Origin of the sequence: Sphingomonas hengshuiensis (genome assembly GCF_000935025.1) — a bacterium.
Lineage (GTDB): Bacteria > Pseudomonadota > Alphaproteobacteria > Sphingomonadales > Sphingomonadaceae > Sphingomonas > Sphingomonas hengshuiensis.
This window is the reverse complement of record NZ_CP010836.1, coordinates 850,210-868,878: the sequence shown is the minus strand read 5'-3', so window position 1 is coordinate 868,878 and position 18,669 is coordinate 850,210. Positions and strand designations below refer to the sequence as shown.

The following is an 18,669-nucleotide window of genomic DNA, read 5'->3' as shown; positions in this document are numbered from 1 at the left end:
CGCTACAATAATCTGTTTCACGCCATGGCGGCGTCCTTCTGGGAGATGGATTTCTCGGAGGTTCGCAAGAAGATTGGCGCGCTTTTCGGGTCCGGCGTCACCGACCTCCGCGCCTATTTCGCTGCGCATCCAGGCTTTGTCGACGAGTGCATCGCCGCCACCAGGATCGTCGACGTCAACGACACGACGATAGAGGTTTTCCGCGCACCGTCGCGCGAGGCGATTCTGGAACTTCCGCTCGGCTGGGAATGGCCGCAGGAAAGCCGTCCGGTCTACGCCGAAGCCCTGATCGCCGCCGCAGAGCGACGCGACCGCTTCATGACCGAAGTGCGATTGCAGCGCTGGGACGGCTCGCTTCTGGACGCGCTGTTCACGGTCTGCTGGCCCTCGAATCACAAGGCGCGCGGCACGGTCCTTGTCGGCGTGATCGACATTTCGGATCGCAAGGCGATGGAGCGCGAGTTGCGCGAAAGCGAAGAGCGCTATCGCAACCTCTTCGAATTCATGCCCATGGCCGTCTGGCGCATGGACGGCAGCGCCATGAAGGCCAAGCTGCAGGCACTCCGCGATGCCGGCGAAACCAGCCTGTTGCCCTATGCCGCCGCCAATCCCGATTTCAGCGCGGGAGACCTGCTGAACGTTATCGAGGTAAACCAAGCCACACTGCGACTGTTCGGGCTGGAAACCAAGGAGCAGGCAATCGGGCCGCTGAGCCGCTTCTGGGCCACCGATGAAGCCACCATTCGTATCAGCGACCAACGCATGCGCGGCAGCAAATATGTGCAGTCCGAGGCGCGCCTGCTTCGCGCAAACGGCACCGAATTCGATGCCTTGGTAACCGTAGGCTTCCCGGATGCCTTCGCCGATCAGAGTGTAAACCTGGTCGCAGCGCTCGACATCAGCGATCGCGTCGACGCTTTCAAGGCGCTGGAGGCAAGCGAGGCGCGCTTCCGCAATCTATTCGACCACATGCCCGTCGCGCTCGTCCAGCTCGACATGCGCGACCTCCAGCTTTGGCTGGAGGGGTTCGGGTTGGAAAACGATGCGCTCGCCGCCCATCTTGAGGCACAGCCCGCGCTGATCGAACAACTCCTGCGGCATGTGCAGGTCGATGCGTGCAACCCCGAAGCGCTACGGCTCTTCGGAATGCAGGGCGAAGCGGTGATTCCCCGAACCATCGAGCCGTTCTGGACGCTTCGCCCCGACACGGTCCTGCGCTCGACCATGGCCAGGCTGCGCGGCGCCAAGGCGTTCTCGGAGGAAACCCAGGTCGTCAATCTCCAGGGCGACGTGGTCGATGTGCTGTACACCATCGCCTACCCAGCCGAACTGGTCGCGCGCGGCATCAACATCGTCGGGTTCGTCGACCTGAGCGAACGCACGCGGACCAGCCAGGCGCTCCGCCTGAGCGAGGGTCGGTATCGTGAACTCTTCCAGCAGATCCCCGTAGCACTCTGGCGGCTCGATCCCAGTGGCATGACCGACCTGCTGACGGCATTGAAGCATCAGGGGGTGGAGGATCTTGGCGCGCACTTCGATGCGAACCCGGACCTTCTGGTGCGGTGCATGGAGCAGGTCACGATCGTCGAGGCGAACGCGGCCGCCGCCAAGCTGGCCGGGGTGCAGGACCCCCAGGAACTCACGGGTCGTACCACCGCCGATTTTTGGCGCAACCATCCCGAGATCTTCCGAAATTCGCTGCTCGCGCGCTGGCGGGGGGATGGCGGCTATGCCGAAGAAGGGCTGATGGAGACGCCGAATCGCGGCACCGCCGACATCGCCTTCTCGGTCGCCTATCCCACACAGGTCGGTGATCAGGCGATCAGCGTGGTCAGCACCCTCGACATTGGCGACCGCAAGCGTGCCGAACAGCGACTGCAACGCGTCCAGGCCGATTTCAGCCATGCGGCGCGGGTGTCCACGCTGGGCGAGTTGGCCGCGTCGATCGCGCATGAAGTCAATCAGCCCCTGGCGGCGATCGCTGCCTATGCGCAGGCCAGCCTGCGCTGGCTGAAGCGCGAGACGCCCGACATGGATGAGCTCAAAACCTTGTCGGAGCAGGTCATCGAGGACGCGCAACGCGCGAGCGACATCATCGCGCGCATCCGCGGCATGGCGATGAAGCGCGACCCGGCCTATGTCGCTCTCGACCTCAATGACGTCGTCGAAGAAGCGCTGGTGATCGTGCGGCACGAAGCTGCAACGCACGCCGTGAAGATTGCCACCCGCCTCGCTTCCGGCTTGCCCGCAATCGTCGGGGACCGCATTCAGCTCCAGCAGGTCATCGTCAACCTCGCGCTCAACGCGGCCCAGGCCATGTCCACGACCGACCGCGACAAGCGGCTCATTACGGTATCGACCTCTCTCGACGGGGACACGCTGGCGGTATCGGTCAGCGACACCGGCCCCGGCATCGCGCCCGACAATCTGGATCATCTGTTCACGGGGTTCTTCACCACCAGGCCGCAGGGCATGGGGATGGGCCTGGCGATCTGCCGGTCGATCATCGAGGCGCATGGCGGGTTTATCAATGCGTCTAACGGCGCGGTCGGCGCATGCTTCCGCTTCACCCTGCCAACGACCGGGCAATAGGCGACCGGCACTGCTAGAGCTTCAGCAGTTGCGCCATCTTGACGAGATCGGGCAAGGTCCTGGCGCCCATCTTGCGCATCCCGGATGCGCGGTGAATCTTGATCGTGATCTCGCTCAGGCCCAGATCGAAGGCAACCTGCTTGTTCAGCCGGCCATTGGTCACGAACGCCATCACCTGCTTCTCGCGATCGGATAGCAACGCATAGCGTTCCCGGACCAGCGCCAGTTCCTGATCATCGATACGGCGCACCCGATCCCTCTCGATCGCCACGGCGACCGCGTCGATAAGATCCTGATCCCGGAACGGCTTCGGCAGGAAGTCGGTTGCGCCTGCCTTCATCGCCTGCACGGTCATCGGTATGTCGCCATGCGCGGTCATCATGATCACCGGCAATCCAATGCCAAGGCGTTCGAGTTGCGACTGAAAGTCCAGGCCGCTGAGCCCGGGGAGCCGGACGTCGAGCAACAGGCAGCCAGGAAGGTCAGGCTGCTCGCTGGCCAGAAAGGCGCGCGCCGATTCATAGGTTCGGGCGACGATATCGACGGATCGCAGCAAGCTTTCGACCGAACGACGCATCGACGGATCGTCATCAATCACGTGAACGATGGCATCGTCTTCCATGCGGCCAACGTCACGCATTTCCAGCGAAGTTGAAAGATATACCGAGGTATGTTCAGCGGCGGCACGATCGTGCCGGCGCCGGCTGGAGATGCGTCGCAGCGCCTCGATCATTTATACCACCGCATAGCTATGCCGTCCTGCCGTAGAATAGCAGCAGCCCGCATTCGCCGGATATTTCCTGGGATCCGATCAGGATTGAAAGGAACCACAGATGGCCAGACACGCGGACAAAGCCGCCCCGTTACCCCCGGTCCGATCCACGATCGCTGGTGGTTTCGGCATCGTTGCCGTTTGGGCAGGCACGTTCCTGCTTTTGTGGATGGCGTTTCGCCTTGCGATCGCCGACGAGATCGTTTGCATCTTGGTGGCTGCCCTCGCCCTAGTCACCCTCGCCCCGATTCTCGGCATGCTTAGTGAGCCGAAAGGCGGAGGAGGTCGCCCGGGCTGACAGGCGCTCAGGCCGCGAGTACAATATCCCAGGTGCTGTCATCCAGATCATGGCGCATGCGAGACGTACGACGCCCATGAAGGCAGTGACGGTTTTCTCGCATCGTAGGGCGATGCGCCGGAAGCGTTTGAGTTTGTTGAAGAAGCATTCGACCTGGTGCCTCTCCGCATTGAGCTTCCAGCGGAAATGGACTTCTTCAACAGCCTGCTAGCGCGTGTTGATCCGGCCGCTGATCACAATGCCTGAGGGTGCTTCATCGATCTGAAGACCGTACATCGTCGCGACGCTGCGCGCGAAATTGTGGTTCTCGCCGGTGCGGAACACGCCGCTCAGCGTGGCGGGGTCCCCGGTGACCCGCAATTCAATGGGCTGGATTTCATATCGGTTGGCCTCGGCCACGGCTTCGGCGAGCGGGGTTTCGTCGAAAATCAGCTGGCCGTTGCGCCAGGCGATCACCGCCTCGACTCGAGGCTTGTCCAGCTTCACCGGACCGGCATCACCATCGCTGCTATACCGCTCGCCCGGCGAAAGCTCGACAACGCGCCGCGCGGCGCCGGTTTGCCGCGACACTTCGACTCGACCGGTGATCAACGTCACTTCGAGCCGGTCACGCTCGCTGCGAACGACGAACGCGGTGCCCAGCGCGCGCACGGTTCCGCCGCCGGCTTCGACCAGGAAAGGATAGTTGGGGTCGTGCGCGACCTCGAACAAGGCCTCGCCGCGCACCAGCCGCATGCCGCGCCGCTCGGCGGTATACGCCACTTCGAGCACAGTGTCGGTGTTGAGCGTTGCCCGGCTGCCGTCGGCCAGCGTGACGACGCGCTGTTCGCCGACCGCCGTGCGGTGGACGATTTCACCGGTGCCGCTGACCAGCGGCAAGCCGATGGCTGCGACGACGACGGCCGCAGCCGCAGCCGCTGCGACAAAATACCGGCGATTGGCCGAGAACGCCGGGACGCTGGGCGCAGTTGCCGCCGGAACGCCCTTGAGATCGTTCCAAAGGAACGCGCCTTCGAGATACGCAGTCGCTCGCTCCACGTCTGCCGACAGCCACTCGTCGAGCTTGGCATCGTCGCCCTGGACGACAAGCTGCGCGGCCTCGGCTCTTAGCCTATCGCCGCGGGCGAACGGAAAGAGGATTCGTCCCGCCATTACCACCCGTCCATCCATCCCATGAGAAACTTCAGGCCCTTCGCCATCCGCTTCTCGATCGCGCTCACGGTCAGGCCGTTTTGCTCGGCAATGCGCGCCATCGTTATACCTTCGATCCGGTTCTGCCGGATAAACTGCTGCGTCAAGGGGTCCAGCATCGCCAACCCCTCGCTCAGCCGCTCGAACCGCTTGCGCGACGCATAGACCTCGTCAGGTCGGGGCGCGTCGTCCGCGATGATCAGCGCGTCTGGGTCGTCGGCCAGCTTTTCCCATTTGCGAACCCTGCTGCGATCGATAACGATATTTGCCGCGGTCCGCACCAGAAATCCCTCGATGTGCCGGACTTCATGCGTCTGCTGATACTTCTCCAGACGCTGATATGCCTCCTGGATGATATCTTCGACGTCCTGCGGCGATACACCCCGTTGGTAAAGCACAAGCTTAAGTCGCTGGATTGTCGATTTTATCGAGGCGCTCATTGCGGGTAATTGAGTCCTATCCCTTCCGGGGACGCCATCGCCCCCCCAGAACTTCGTACCTCCTCTCCGGGTGCTTTGAATCGCCGTCACATCTGCTTCCTGGCCTATCAGGCAGGCAAAGCACTGTGGCGCGACACCAGCGATTCGAACCGTGCAAGCGACGCTAAATGGAAACTAACCAATCCTAGCCAGCCTTTCTGGTGCCAGTCCAGAACCTTATCTGCCTCCAGGGCCCGAAACCGGGCTTCATCGACGATGCGAAAGCCCTCGATGCGCAATGACTGGCCCGCGGCCAGCGTGATGTCCGCTCGCCGCTCGACCAGGATGTCGCTTGCCAGCAGCGCGGCGGCGAATGCCTCGGTCGCCTCGGCGTCGATATGGAAGCGCTGGCAAAAGGCGATGACGTTGTTGAGCGGCACCGCGGGCTTTCCTTCGGCGAACAGCGCCTCGCCTTCGCTGATGTCGGAATCGGCGACGATCCGGTCGCTTTCGGCATCAACGACCAAGGCGTGATTGCCCTGCGGATCGACGACCGTCGTGAAGGGATAGCGCCGAACATAGGCCGGGACATAGGACGCCGGGTCCCATGCGCCATCGGCAATGAACAGGTTGCGTGCTTCCAAGCCGAGCAGTGCGACCGGCGCCGCCGTGCCATCGGCAAAGAGGATGGGATAGTCGCGCGCTGCCGCGGCGAACTCGCCCACAACGATCGGCACGGCGGCGGACCCGGCGGCGAAACCGACATCGCCCTGCCGCACACGCCAATGCGCGTGGCGCTCCGAGGACAATGCGACCGGCTTGCGGAAGAAGAGCGGCAGTGCGCCGCGGTCGGGAGAAGTGGCCATGAAAAGTCTCCGTGAAAGCGCTTCTTGGGATAGAGATTCCGGATCGCGTCAGTGATCGGACTTGCTCAGAACGATCGTCCGCGGCCCGGTACGAGTCACGCGCAGGCCCTGATCCGCGAGGAGACGGCGCAGTGCATCCTCGGGTGTCATGCGACCCTGCATCGGCGGCGCGGTCCTGATCACCACTTCGGTCGCTTCGAACAGGATGTTGAAGCCCGACGCCTTGGCGATGGCACGGATCGCGTCGTCCAGAGGCTGCGACGGAATGTTGAAATCGACTTCGCGCCGGTCGAAAGTGATCGGGCGCGACTGGGGCTGCTGGCCTAGTGCCGGGCCCTGCGGTGCGGCAGCGGCGCCGGGTGCGAGATCCTTGCCGTCATCGGCGCAGCCGTCGCAGCCATCGATTTCGAAGCCGGTGACACGAACCTGGATCAGCGAAGGCGACAGCACTGCATTATTGGCCCGTACGCGGTCGATCGCATCGTCGAGTGCCTTGTCGGCGAAGTCCGCCTTGGCGGCCAGTTCACCGGTGTCGAGCGAGGTCGGCGGTGCGGCGGGCGGTATCGGCAGGCCGGTTGCGATCCCGGCGACTTCGATATTGTCGAGGCCCAGCACCTGCAATGCGAAGACGTTGAAATTGCCCGAGACGCGGATGCCGGCGTCTCCCGCATCGACGATGCCCAGCGGCGCGACCAGATCGACGTCGGCCGGGGGCGTACCCGGCTGGGTCGCCAGCGTGCCGATACCCGCGCCGGTGGGAAGCCCGGCGGGCTCGCGCTCCATCGCCGCCCATTTATCGAGCAGATAGTCGTAATATTGCGGGCTGATCGACGTCTTCGCGCCGCGGCCCGCGGCGATGTCGCCGAACGACGACCAGATCATCACATTGCCACCCTTGGTGGTCAGCAGGCGCGAGTTGTTCAGGATCACGCTGTTATGGGCAAGGATGTTCACTTCACCGCCGTCCGCGGTGATGATCCCCGCGCGCATGGCATCGCCGCGCGGCTGCTCGAGCGACGGCTGACCGGTCTGGTCGTTGGCCGCGGCGACATTGGCCAGATCGACCTTGCCCCCCGGGATGACCAGTTCGACCTTGCCGCCGCCAAAGCTGACGACGCGGCTGGCATAGGTTTCGAAATCCCCGTTCCAGCGCGATTCGCCTTCCGCCAGCGCTTCGTCCGCTGCTTTCTGGGCACCGGGGAAGAGCGTGGCGATGGCATCATAGCCGCGCTGTGCCGAACCGTAGCGATCGCTCTTGGGATCGTTCGCTTCGCGACCGCTCGACCGGGTCTCCATGAACAGGATGCTGCGATAGAAGGGCGTCTTGTAGTCGGTCGACAGCGTCTGCCAGTAAGCCCAGGCGGTATCGAGATAGCCCTGCTCAGCCTCCCGCGTTTCCAGCGGCGCGAGCCCCTGGAGACGGCGCACGTAATTCACCAGCCCCTCCCGCGGCTCGGGCACCGCAAACTCGCCCGTAGCGCCCTGCGCGCGCGGATAGTCGCGATCGAACAGATAGAGCGATTTGCCGCTGGCTTCGTCGATCACATACTCGGCCATGCCGTCCGCCTTGAGCGGATCGAGATAGGCCGCTTCGAACGCCGCGTAGGACGGCGCCTGGTTGAACCCGGCGCTGATCGCGATGTCGGCGGCGTTCTCGTCTGGGTGCCAGGGCGCCGTCGGAGTGAAGGCCGGGACAGCCGTGTTGACCGGATAGAGTTGAATGCGGTCGGTGGTGATCCCCAGACTGTTGTCGGGGAGGTAGATGTCGCCCCCCGCCTCCACTTCCAGCCGGCCCGGGCCAAACACATTCACATAGCCATAATCCACGAAGGCGCGCAGATAGCGCACGTCCCGCCGCAAAACGTGGCTGAAGTAAATTCCGTCACCGGCCCGGAGCAGGCTGAGGTCGGTCGCCTGATTGTGCTGGAAGCTGAACGACGGGAAATAGATGCTGCCATTCGCCTGCACCCAGGCTGACTTGGGCAAGGTCAGGATCGCCAGATTGTCCGACACGATATCGCCCCGCGCAGCATAAATGCGCGCCGGTCGCACATCGCCGACGTGCAGGTCGGGCAGGTTATCCTCGGTGAAATAGGTGCCGGCCGGCGAGATATTTCCGTGACCCGCGTACAAGAAATTCTCGCGGATCAGCGTGCGGGTTCGCGTGGGTGCGATATTGTCGGGCGTGGGCAGCAACGCGATGTCCGCCTGGCTCATGAGGATGCCCGGTTCCGTGTAGGACGTGGTCCGGTAGTTCAGCGGGTGGTTGCCGACGCCGGTACGCGGCGCCTCGGCCCGTGCCTCGGTCTCATAGCCCAGGACTATGTTGTCGCCGGCCAGCAGATCCAGGTTGCCGGTAGGCGAAGGCATCATGACGATGCCGCCGAGGATGCTGACATCGCCGGCAGCGGCGATAGCGCTGATCGTCGACGGACGCAGCAGCCATCCGATCGACGGCTGCAAGTCGCTCGCCTCGACGCTTCCCAGAATGGCGACATCCGAGGATAGATATTGGAGTTGATCCGGCACCGACTGAAGATGGGCGATCAGGACGTTGAGGTCGTTGTTCCACATCGTCACGTCGCCACCCGACGAGAACAGCGAAAGCGAAGCCTCTGCCGTGTACGAGATCATGTCCTGGCGCCCCTGTCGGGTAACAGTCCCGTCGTTGAGCTGCGCCAGGCTCCCCAAAAGCAGCGGATCGAAGACGCCTTCGATGTTGAGGTCGCCCGCCGCGCGAATGGTCAACTGCCCCGAACTGGTGAACAGCATCGGGTACAGATCGTAGGTGAGGTCGCGACCGATCGGGTCATAGTGCATGTTACAGGTGCCGATATTGGCGTTCAGCTCTCGGCAGCTGTAGGTATATTCATGCACCTGCGATCCCGAAGTGAGTGCGCCGCCCGCAATGATCGTGCCGAGCCCGTCACCGACATAGAAAGCGCCGCCCGCGACATCGCCACCCGCCAGCAGCGTCAGATTGCCGCCGCCGAGCGTGTGCAATTCCAGCGGATCGCCGGCAAAGGTGCCGCCGGTAACGCGTCCACTGGTCGGAATGGCGACACCCAGATTACGCACGTCGCCGCGCGCCGCGATGTCGATATTGCCCCCGCCCAACGCGCCGAGCCCGCCTTCAAACGCAGAATGATCGATCCACCAGGTCGATTGCTGGAACGCGCGATCGGTGCCCGCATCGAAGGTGCCGAGATCGCCGTTCATCGACACGCTCTGGCGCAGATACCCGCTGGGCAATTGCGGTGTCCGCGGATCGGCGACGATATCGCGGCCCACCTCTACGCGGATGTCGCCCCCCTGCGTGCCATAGACGGCCTTTGGCGGCGCATAAAAGCCCGGCAGTGCGTCCGCCGCGCGGCCCGCCGTGTAGACCACCGATGGGCGCTGTTCGAGCACAAGGTCGCGCGCCGCCGAAAGGCCGATCGCGCCGGTCCCGGTCCGCACCGAATAGCCGGTGGCATTGTTCCATTGCGCGAATGGGCGGATGGTGGCGACGTCGTTCTGGTCGATGCCGGCGCCGAAGTACGAAATGATCGAACCGTCCTGCGCCTGCCGGGCAAATGCACCACCGGATGCGAAATGAATCCACGCCAGCGGACGCCGCCCGTATACCGCAGTATCGGTGTAATCGCCCGTCACCGGGTCCTTCTCGATCAGCGCGCCGGTGGTCGGATCGATATATTTGCCCGTCGCCGCGTCGCGCTGAAGCTCGATGAAGCCAAGCAAAAAGTTGCTGGGTTGAGCCGATGTATCGCGCGCGAAACCGCCGGCCGAGTTCCGGATGTACAGCCGATTCTCGTTCCCATAGGCCGGATCGTAATAATATTCGATCGTATCCGCCTTACCGCCGATGATCAGCGATCCCTTCCCGGCGGCGAGCAGATCGGTGGGCAGCACCGCCATCGAATTCGGGCTGGCGATGTTGGCGCCGGCGGTCAGGTTGAACGACCAGCTATCGCCGCTCAAAAGCTGGGTCCCGACGAAGCCGTCGCTCAGATTGGCATCGATCCGCAGGTCGCCGGCGGCGCGCAGCGTCAGCGCACCCGCTGCACCGTTGAAGCGCAGGCCCGACAGGTCCCAATCGGTAGCAAGCTGCATGTCGCCCGCATTGCGCAGCTCGATCCCGGCGATCAGCGAAACCTGCGATCCGAGGCGCGCCTGGATCGCGGTGCCGTTTGCGCCAAAGAAGGTCGTGGCATCGGCCGATACCCGATCGATCAGCGCGCGGTCGATCGTCGAGACATTATCATAGACGCGATAGGCCTCGGCAGTCACCGAGCGCGCGCCGGTGAAGCTGCCCGCAATGGTGCCGATCGCAACGTCGCCACTGCCCAGTTGCGGCGCGCGCAGGCGGACCGTCCGTCCGCCCTCGCCTTCGCCGCTGACATCGATGACCGCACCTGCTGCGATCGAGATGACCCCGCCATTCGCGCCGGCGGTTTCCAGGACGACAGTGCCACCCGATCCGCCTGTCGCCTTTGCGCCGGCCGCGATCCGACCGGACCCGGCAAGCGTGACGGCGCCCGCCGCCGCAAGCTGGACCCGCCCGCCATTGGCGCCGGTCGTCTCGATCGCGCCGGTCAGCGTCACCGTGCCCGCATTGGCAAGGAGAGTGAAATTCTGCGCGCGCACCACCGAATTGATCACGACATCGCCGGCATTGAATTCATAGCGCCGCGAAAGATCGAAACCTGCCGCCGCAATCTTTGCGTCGAACGCGCCGAAATCGTCGATCTGGCCGGTCAACAGCGAGAACGTCCCGCCCAGCGCATCCTTGCCCGCCTGACCCTTGACGATGCCGTCGAACCGAACGTCCCCCAGCCCGGCGGAAAGGTTCAGCGTACCGGCATCGCCGCCGGTGCCAGCGCCCGACACGTCGATGACGCTGCCCTGGCCCAGCGCGATGTCGCCCCGTGCCGCAGTCAGGTTCACGGTGCCCGCCGCAACGCCCACCGACACGTCGTAGAATGTCGCCACGCCGCTGGTGACATCGATCCGCGCATTTTCGCGCAGCCGCAGATCGCCGTCGCTCGCGGTCAGGTTCACCTGACCGCCGATCATGCGAATCTGGCCATCGAAATCGATGGTCGAGCCGGCGAGCGTAACCGCCCCGCCGACCCCATCAAAGACCGGAAGCGCGGTGGCGCCGTTGAATGCCACGGCGATGTCGCCGGTCGCGTCAATCGCGAGCCGCTGGCCGCTTTCCGCAGTCACTGCCCCCGCAGAGATCGCGACACTGCCCGGCACGTGCAGCGTGCCCGTGCCGGAGCCGATCAACCGCTGGTCGGCATTGATCACCAGACGATCAATCCCGCTCAGTGCCTTGTCCCCACCCTCCAGCCGGACCGTGGCGCCGGACAGCGTCAGCGTTCCCTCGCCCGCCACTGCGACCGCAGCGCTTTGCTGGCTGTTGGCCAGCGTCAAACTATTGGCGCGAATGGTCGCGGCCTGATCGGCATCGCCCAAAAGGCGCAGTTCGCGCGTGTCGAGACGCAGCGCATCGGCGGCGCGGACATTGACCGAACCGTGAATGTCGATCGAAGAATAGCTCTTCAGCGTCAGTTCCTGGGCATTGCCCAGCGCCAGCAGCGAGGACGCGTCGAACACCAGCCCGCCGGTACCCTGCGGCACCGCGCCGATGCTGATCAGCGACGACGAGGCGCTGATCTGGCTGGCCCGAAGCGTCGCCCCCGGCACGGCGATGGCATTGTCCGTGGCATCGAGCGCCAGCGCATGCCCGCCGATCAGGCTGCTCCCTTCGTTGATCGTGAGCAATCCCGCATAGGCGACAAGCGGTGCGAGCCCCAACTTCGCGCGACCGGCATTGGCCGCGGCCAGTGCTTCGGGATCGCGCATGAGCTGCGCATAGGCATCCACCGCCGCCTGATCGCGGACGATGTCCACTTGTCGCGCGACCGAGAGATGGACCAGCGCGCCGGCGTCGAGTGCGCCGTGATAGGTTGCGTCATCCGCGATATAATCGGGGGTGCCGTCGTCATCATAGGCAGTGGCGTAGAGCTGCGAGACATGGATGTCGCCGACCGCGCCCGTTATGGTGCCCGCAGCCTCGACCGAAGCACCGCCCAGCACGTCGAGCCGCCCCGATGCGGCCAGGATGATGTCCGGCGCCTTCAGCGTCGACCCGGCATTGTCGATCACCAGATCGGTTGCGCCGACGGTGAGCTGGAGCACGTTTTCGGTTTGCGATCGCGTGCCGCCGATCAGGATGCTTTCGGCACCGAAGCTGGAAAGCTGATCGCTGTCGAGCGCCAGATACCCCGCATATTGGCTGAGATCGGTATGGCTTCCCGCGACGACGATATGCGACGAGGAAATGTCGAACAGGCCGTCGCGCCCCCCCTTGGCCGCGCCCGACAGCAGCGATCCATCCAGGCGCAATTCGCTTGCGACCGTCAGCGACAGGCTTCCCCCGTCAAGCGGTCGGCGAGGCAGGTCCAGCAGCTCGCGGTTGATGCGCTCGGCCTTCTTCAGATAGGCCTCGGACGAGAAATAGCCGTTCGCGGACGTCTCGATATAGGTGCTGCGTGCGCGCAACGTCGTTCCCGACATCACCAGGAACGGCAGCGTGCCGGACGTCGACTGGCCGGTGATCCCGCTCACCTGATATCCGGCCTGGATCGACGAAGCGTCGCTAAGGTTGCGCACCTCGCCGGCGGCCATTGCGACCGTATCCTGCTCGCGATGGTTCAGCGTAACCCGATAGGCGCCCGGAAGCAGGGCATATTCCGCCGGTAACAGCACATAATAGCCCGCCGCGAGCCCGCTGCCGCCCGGCAAATAGACTTTCGCGCCGATGGGGATAGACGAGCCGCCAAAGCTGAGCGGCGCAATGTCGCCTTCATAGCCCGGCATCACCGCGTAAATGCCCGATCCGTCTCCAATCCAGCTATTATTGGCATCGCGATACCCGCGCAGCCAGTCATAGGTGCCGCCGGTCCCCTGGATGAACTCCCGCGCCACCATGTCGCCGCCGCCGGTGATGTCGACCTTTGATCCCTCGCGCAAATCGACGAGGTTGGCGTTGATGTTGACTGCCTTCGACGGCAGCGTCTTCATCTCCGTGCCGGTAAACGGATTGATCCACGTATCGCCGTTGGACGTATAGCCATAGGGGATCAGCCGCCCCTCGCCCGAAACCGAAGTGATGCTGCCCGCCGCAAAAGTGACCGTGCCCGATCCCTCGGTGCCGTTCTGATAGGCATTGAGGTTCAGGATGCCGAGCGGCGAGCGAAGAATGCCCGATTGGAGGATATGCGGCGCATTCAAGCTGAGTTCCGCCGCAGCCTCATACGGGCTGGCATTGATCGGACCGCCATCATTCTGCGGGCGAATTTCAATCCCCGTATCCGACGAAACCGAGAAGATGCGCCCGGAACCGGCATAAACCTGGTCCGCGGTGAAACGCAGCAGGCCCGTGGCTTGCAGCAGCCCCGTTGGATTGCTGACGCCATCGTAGACGCCGCTGAAACGAATGTCGCCGGCGCTGACGAGATCCACCGTGGAGAAGCCGTAAAAGTCCGCAGACGACACGCCGAGCAGCGTACCGGCCTTTGCGGTGATCGTCGTGTTGGCCATTACCGGGCTCACGCCCGCCGAGGCGATATTCTGCTTGTACAGCGCGGAATCGATGCCGGCGGCGGTCATGAGTTGGAGGTAGCCGGCTTCGATCGTGACGTGGGACCCGGCAGTGCCCATGAAACTCAGCGCGTTGAGGCGCACGGTGTCGAACACATAGCTGCCATCGGCGCGCTTTCCGCCCAACGTGACGTCACCGTTGAAAACGATTCCCGCCGAGGCGTCGATGCCAAGGCTGGAAAATCCTGCATTGTCCATCCGCTGCGTAGAAAGAACGGTGACGGCAGGCTCCGCCGTATTCAGCGTCGGCAGCGTATAACCGAACAGCGTCTCGAACACCCGGGCCAGGCCCGGAGAGAACTCCGCGGTGGGTGGCACGACGCCGTTCAGGTCGATCGCATCGCCGATCACCAGCATCGGCGGCGCCCCCGCAGCGGCGGCGCTATAGTCGGTGAACATGCCGACCAGGGCGGCGCGATCCTCCAGCGTGAAGCCCGGCGCGAAATCGAAGCTGGCGCCAAGCACATTTGCCCAGTCGATCCTGCTGAGGTCGGCGCCATAGAGACTGCTGACCTGCTGGCCGTCGACGTCGAAGAAATAGCCGGCGGTGAAATAGCTCTCCAGCGTATCGACCATCTGGGTCGGATCGACCGCTTCCGTCGCGCCATAGCGCGGACGCCAGGCCAGGTTGAATGTGCCGCCGACCGCCCCGGCCCCGCCCGCCGCGGCCCGATAGGTGGCGCTGTCGATATTCATTTCCAGGCCCTGGAGCATCACCGTGCCGCCGTTCGATGCGACCATGGTTGGCACAAGCTGGCCTGGCGTTGCCGACGCCGGTCGATCAAACTGGTCGGCAACGCCCTCCACACTGAGCAACGACCCGCGATCCAGCAAAATCTGGTCGGCGATGATCGAGATCAGCCCGCCGTCGAAGACCGCGCCGTCGCGCGTCGGCGCTCCATTCGCGTCGACGCCCTGCGACAGGACCAGCGAGGCGCCGGGCGCCAGCAGCTTTCCGTTTGGCCCAACATAGACGGTGTAGGTCAGCTCGGAAGCCTGCGGAATCCAGATGACACCGTCGCGACCGACGCCATTGAATCTGTAGGAGCCGGCCCTCGATGCGCCGCCGAGCCATATCTGGCCCGCAGGCGCGGTCAGCGCGCCGAAGACATAGCTATTGCCGACCAGTTCGATCTTGCCGCCAAGCTGGGTCGTGATCGAACTGCCTTTGCCGATATAGTTGAGATAGTCCCCGGAAACAAAGGCGATGTTCATTCCGGAAAGCGTGTCGAGCGGGCGCTGCTCGATCGACAGGGTGCGCACGTCTGCGATGTCGTAAATGTCGGTGCCCGTCGTGGCGGCATAGGCGGCCGGAAGGCCGTTCACCAACGTGGCATCGCGCAGCACCAGGCTGGCGGTCGACGCATTGATCGTCTCGCCATCGAGCAGCGCTACGCCGGGGGCGAGGATTCCGATCGTTGAAAAGCCGCTGTTTTCGAAGAGTTCAGGGTTGAGAATGACGGCCGAACGTTCGCCTTCGACCGGTGTCGCAGTGGCATTGCCGATGTAGACGGGATCGCTGAAGCGCAGAACCAGTGCGCCGTTTCCGGCCAGGCCAAAGGCGCGCGCATCGTACACCGCCGAAAGATCGACCGGGTCGCCGGGATAGGGGAACGACGTGCTGACGAACAAGTCACCGGCGATGCCAGGCGTCAGGATGCCGTCGCGATTCACCCAGCCGCCGCCGCTCGTGTCGATGACCATGCCCTTGGGAAGGCTCATGCCCATCCCAGGCAGACCGGCCCATTCGGCATCCGCGCCCGCGGTGAGCGACACCGTGCCGCCATCGAACCGCGGCTGGCCGACGAGCGGCACCGCATCGCTCAGTTCGTAATCGCTATACCAGGAGCCACGGGTATCGATCCGGCTGGTGTTCGAGAAGGCAAGCGCCATGCCGGAAAGCGACACGTTGCCGCCTTCTGTGCGAATGCTGCCGTCAAAGCCCAGCCGCTGCTCCGCACCGATGGTGAAGCTCGCGCCGTTCTGAAGGTCGATCTGGACGTCGGAGCCGACATAGGCGGCGAAGCCGTTGAGCGGGACGCCCGACGAAGTCGCACCGCGCTGGTAGAACGCATAGCTCCCCATCGTGGAATTGTTGAGGAAGCCGACGCTCGCAACGGTGGCATTGTCCGAGCGCGGAGTATCGGTGGCGGGTGCGTCGGTCTCGGGATCGAACTCATCCCCGAAAACATCACCAAAGACATCGCTGAGCCTGGTCTGCAATCCGAAGCTTGCCGTCAGGCCGGGCAGGCTGTCGGTGATCAGCACCAGGTTGCTGATATATTCCTTCTCGTTGGTAGTGACCTTCTCGTTGTCGATATAATTGAGCGCGAATACGCCGCCGGCCGGGATGTTGCCGCGCTGATAGCGGCCGGCGACCGTCTCGCCCTTGACCGTGCCCTGGAGCAGCGCGTCGGGCGCCAGGACTTCGATCAGGCCGCCCTTGCCGCCTTCGACGTAGCTCGTCTCATACTGGCCCCGGTAGCTGGACAGCAGCGGGATGTAATAGGATTGCTGCTTGCCCCATTTGGTGTCGTACTGAACCCATTCGTTGGCGAGGCCCATATAAAGCTCGTCGGGATCGGCTGCGCGGATGTCGATCACCGTGCCGTCAAGCCGGCGGAGCAATGTCGTGGTGACATAGCCCGCCGAATAGGTGGTGATCCCCCCCGACACGTCGATGACCGAGCCCGGCTTCATGATGAAGTCGTCGCCGACGTCGAGCGTGAACGTGCCGCCATCGACCAGGAACTGCGCCAGCGTGCCCAGGCTCAGATTGTCGAAATTCTGCCAGTTGGCCAAATCGGTGCCGAAGCGGCGATCGACCGAAATTTCCTTGCGATAGAGCGCGCCGTCGCGCTGGACCGGGGAATCGGCGAGTTCGGCGGCGAACAGGCGACCCGTTACCTGATGATAGCCCATGTCGAGCACCGACTGCTTCCATCCGGACAGGTCGATCGTCGCACCTGCATCCATGAAGAAGCGCGTGCCGTCCTCGTTGCCGCGATTGCCGCCATTCCCGCGATTGCCGAAGACATGCCAGGTGGCATCCAGCACGGCGTTGATCGTGCCCGCCGGCATGTTGATCAGCGAATCCTGCTGCATATCGACTTTGCCCGCGCGGATCGTCATCGATCCGACCGACTGGGCGCCGGACGACACCGCGATCGTATCCTTGGAATCGAGATCGGGCACGATCTGGGTCAGGCTGTTTACGCCGAAGGTGACCGTCCCATTCCCGGCGAGGGGAATCCCGCGCAGATCATTGGCGTCGGCATAATCGCCATATTCCTGCACGGTGCCCAGAAACTCGATGCTGCCCCGGAACTTGGCAGTCGAGGTCATCTCGATCGAGCCCATCTGTTCCAGGTTCAGGCCGTGGAACCCCACATTGCCGCCGCCCGCGGCATAGATGATGCCTTCGTTGCGCGCGGTATAGCCGATCGCATGCGCGCGCTCATATTGCTTGTTCGAAAGATACTCGGCGATCAGCCCGCCGGGCGCATATAGCCCGTTGATGGACTTGCTCCCGGTCAGCAGCGTCCAATCTTCATAGCCAAGCGAGTCGCCGGCTTCGACGGTGCGACCGAGCAATTTAGACAGAAAGACTGCCCATTCCGCATTCTCGACGAAATCGGAAACGAGATACTGAATCCCCTCCCGCGACGTCGCCAGCGGCGAATAGGGCGCGCTATAGGCCGAAAGCATGCCATTGCCGAGCGCGTTGGTCAGGAAGATATTCTCGCCGCCGACCAGGATCACCTGACCCTCGTCGGAAACGCTCAATATGCCTTTGTTCACCACGCGCGGACCGAACAGCATGATCTTGCCGCCGGCGCCCGTCGTGATCCGCGCATTCTTGCCGATCGTCACATTATATTTGAGCGGATCGTTGGGGTCGCTTGCCTCCGCCCAGGTGCCGCCGATGTTGAGGATCGACTCTTGCACTGCCGAATAGTCATAGTCCCCGACGGTAACCACGCTGTTCGTGAAGGTCGGGAGCAGCCGTGTCGAATAGGAGGACACGAGTCCGTTCTGTTCGAACTGGTCATTGCTGATGTCGAGCGACGACAGCACCACCTGCTGCGCGCTGACGTTGCCGTTGACCGCGAGCCCCTTGGGCGCGACCAGATAGACATGGCCATCGGCGCTGACGTTGCCGTCGATCGTCGTGACGCCTGCCGCATGCGAGCGGTTGAGCGCGACCCAATCCTTAGCCTCCTGCCGATATTTGAGCACTTCGCCGGCCTGGAGGCTCATGTTGCTCCAGTCGAGGATCGCCTTGGACCGGGACTGGACGAGCGTGGTCGTCTTGCCGTCGACGAGTACGTCGGAAAAGCCCTTGCCCGTCACGAGCTGGCGGACGTTGATCTTCGCGCCGTTGCCCACCAGCACGCCGTTATCGTCAAAGACGAACACCTTGCCGGGCGCCCGGATCTCGCCAAGGATCTCCGACGCCTGCTGCCCATGCACTCGATTGACTGCGATCCAGTCCGCGGATTGCTGGCGGAATTCCAGCACCTCGTTGGTCTGGAGGCGGAACTGCTCCCAGTCCAGCAACGCCTTGGCCTGGTTCTGCTGGATGGTCATCAGCGGGCGACCGTCCGCGTCCGTACCGACCACCGGGGCCGATGCCCCCGTCCATTGCGAGACCTGGCCGTTGGTCCCGATCACCGTGCCCGTCTGCATCCGCACCATCGAGCCGAACGGCTGGGTCTGCGCCTTTGCGGCGGTCAAGGGCAGGGTAATCGCGATCGCGGCGACGCTGGCGCTGCCCAACAGGCCACGCAGGCGAGCGATACCGGAAACACGAATGCGGGCGGGCTGGAAACGGGTCATCGGCATGGACCTTTAGATTGA

At 63.8% G+C, this 18,669-nt stretch carries 6 protein-coding genes and 1 pseudogene; 1 reads left to right on the top strand and 6 read right to left on the bottom strand.

Translation table 11 applies throughout. The features are described 5' to 3' along the window. The first annotated feature begins 24 nt into the window (after nt 1-24). Nucleotides 25-2,592 (top strand): PAS domain-containing sensor histidine kinase, encoded by a 2,568-nt coding sequence (locus TS85_RS23955; protein WP_227698772.1) that lies wholly within the window; start codon nt 25-27, stop codon nt 2,590-2,592. 13 nt (nt 2,593-2,605) lie between these two features. On the opposite strand, the gene TS85_RS03935 is transcribed toward TS85_RS23955, so the two are convergent. The 6 genes and pseudogenes from TS85_RS03935 to TS85_RS03910 all read right to left on the bottom strand — a co-directional run bounded on the left by TS85_RS03935 (nt 2,606) and on the right by TS85_RS03910 (nt 18,654). Next, nucleotides 2,606-3,325 (bottom strand): response regulator transcription factor, encoded by a 720-nt coding sequence (locus TS85_RS03935; protein WP_320407142.1) that lies wholly within the window; start codon nt 3,323-3,325, stop codon nt 2,606-2,608. A gap of 376 nt (nt 3,326-3,701) precedes the next feature. Further along, a pseudogene (locus TS85_RS24495) lies at nt 3,702-3,842 on the bottom strand (IS5-like element IS711 family transposase); the annotation flags it as partial. 27 nt (nt 3,843-3,869) lie between these two features. Then, complete coding sequence (locus TS85_RS03925; RefSeq protein WP_044330545.1) at nt 3,870-4,814, bottom strand: FecR family protein; 945 nt, start codon at nt 4,812-4,814, stop codon at nt 3,870-3,872. Beyond that, nucleotides 4,814-5,293, bottom strand: a complete 480-nt coding sequence (locus TS85_RS03920; RefSeq protein ID WP_077228432.1) for an RNA polymerase sigma factor — start codon at nt 5,291-5,293, stop codon at nt 4,814-4,816. Before TS85_RS03920 ends, TS85_RS03925 begins: the two co-directional genes overlap by 1 nt. Nucleotides 5,294-5,400: 107 nt before the next feature. Then, a complete protein-coding gene (locus TS85_RS03915) occupies nt 5,401-6,138 on the bottom strand; it encodes a SapC family protein (protein ID WP_044330544.1) in 738 nt (245 codons plus the stop codon). A gap of 48 nt (nt 6,139-6,186) precedes the next feature. Further along, nucleotides 6,187-18,654, bottom strand: a complete 12,468-nt coding sequence (locus TS85_RS03910) for a filamentous haemagglutinin family protein (protein ID WP_077228431.1) — start codon at nt 18,652-18,654, stop codon at nt 6,187-6,189. Nucleotides 18,655-18,669: the final 15 nt, after the last annotated feature.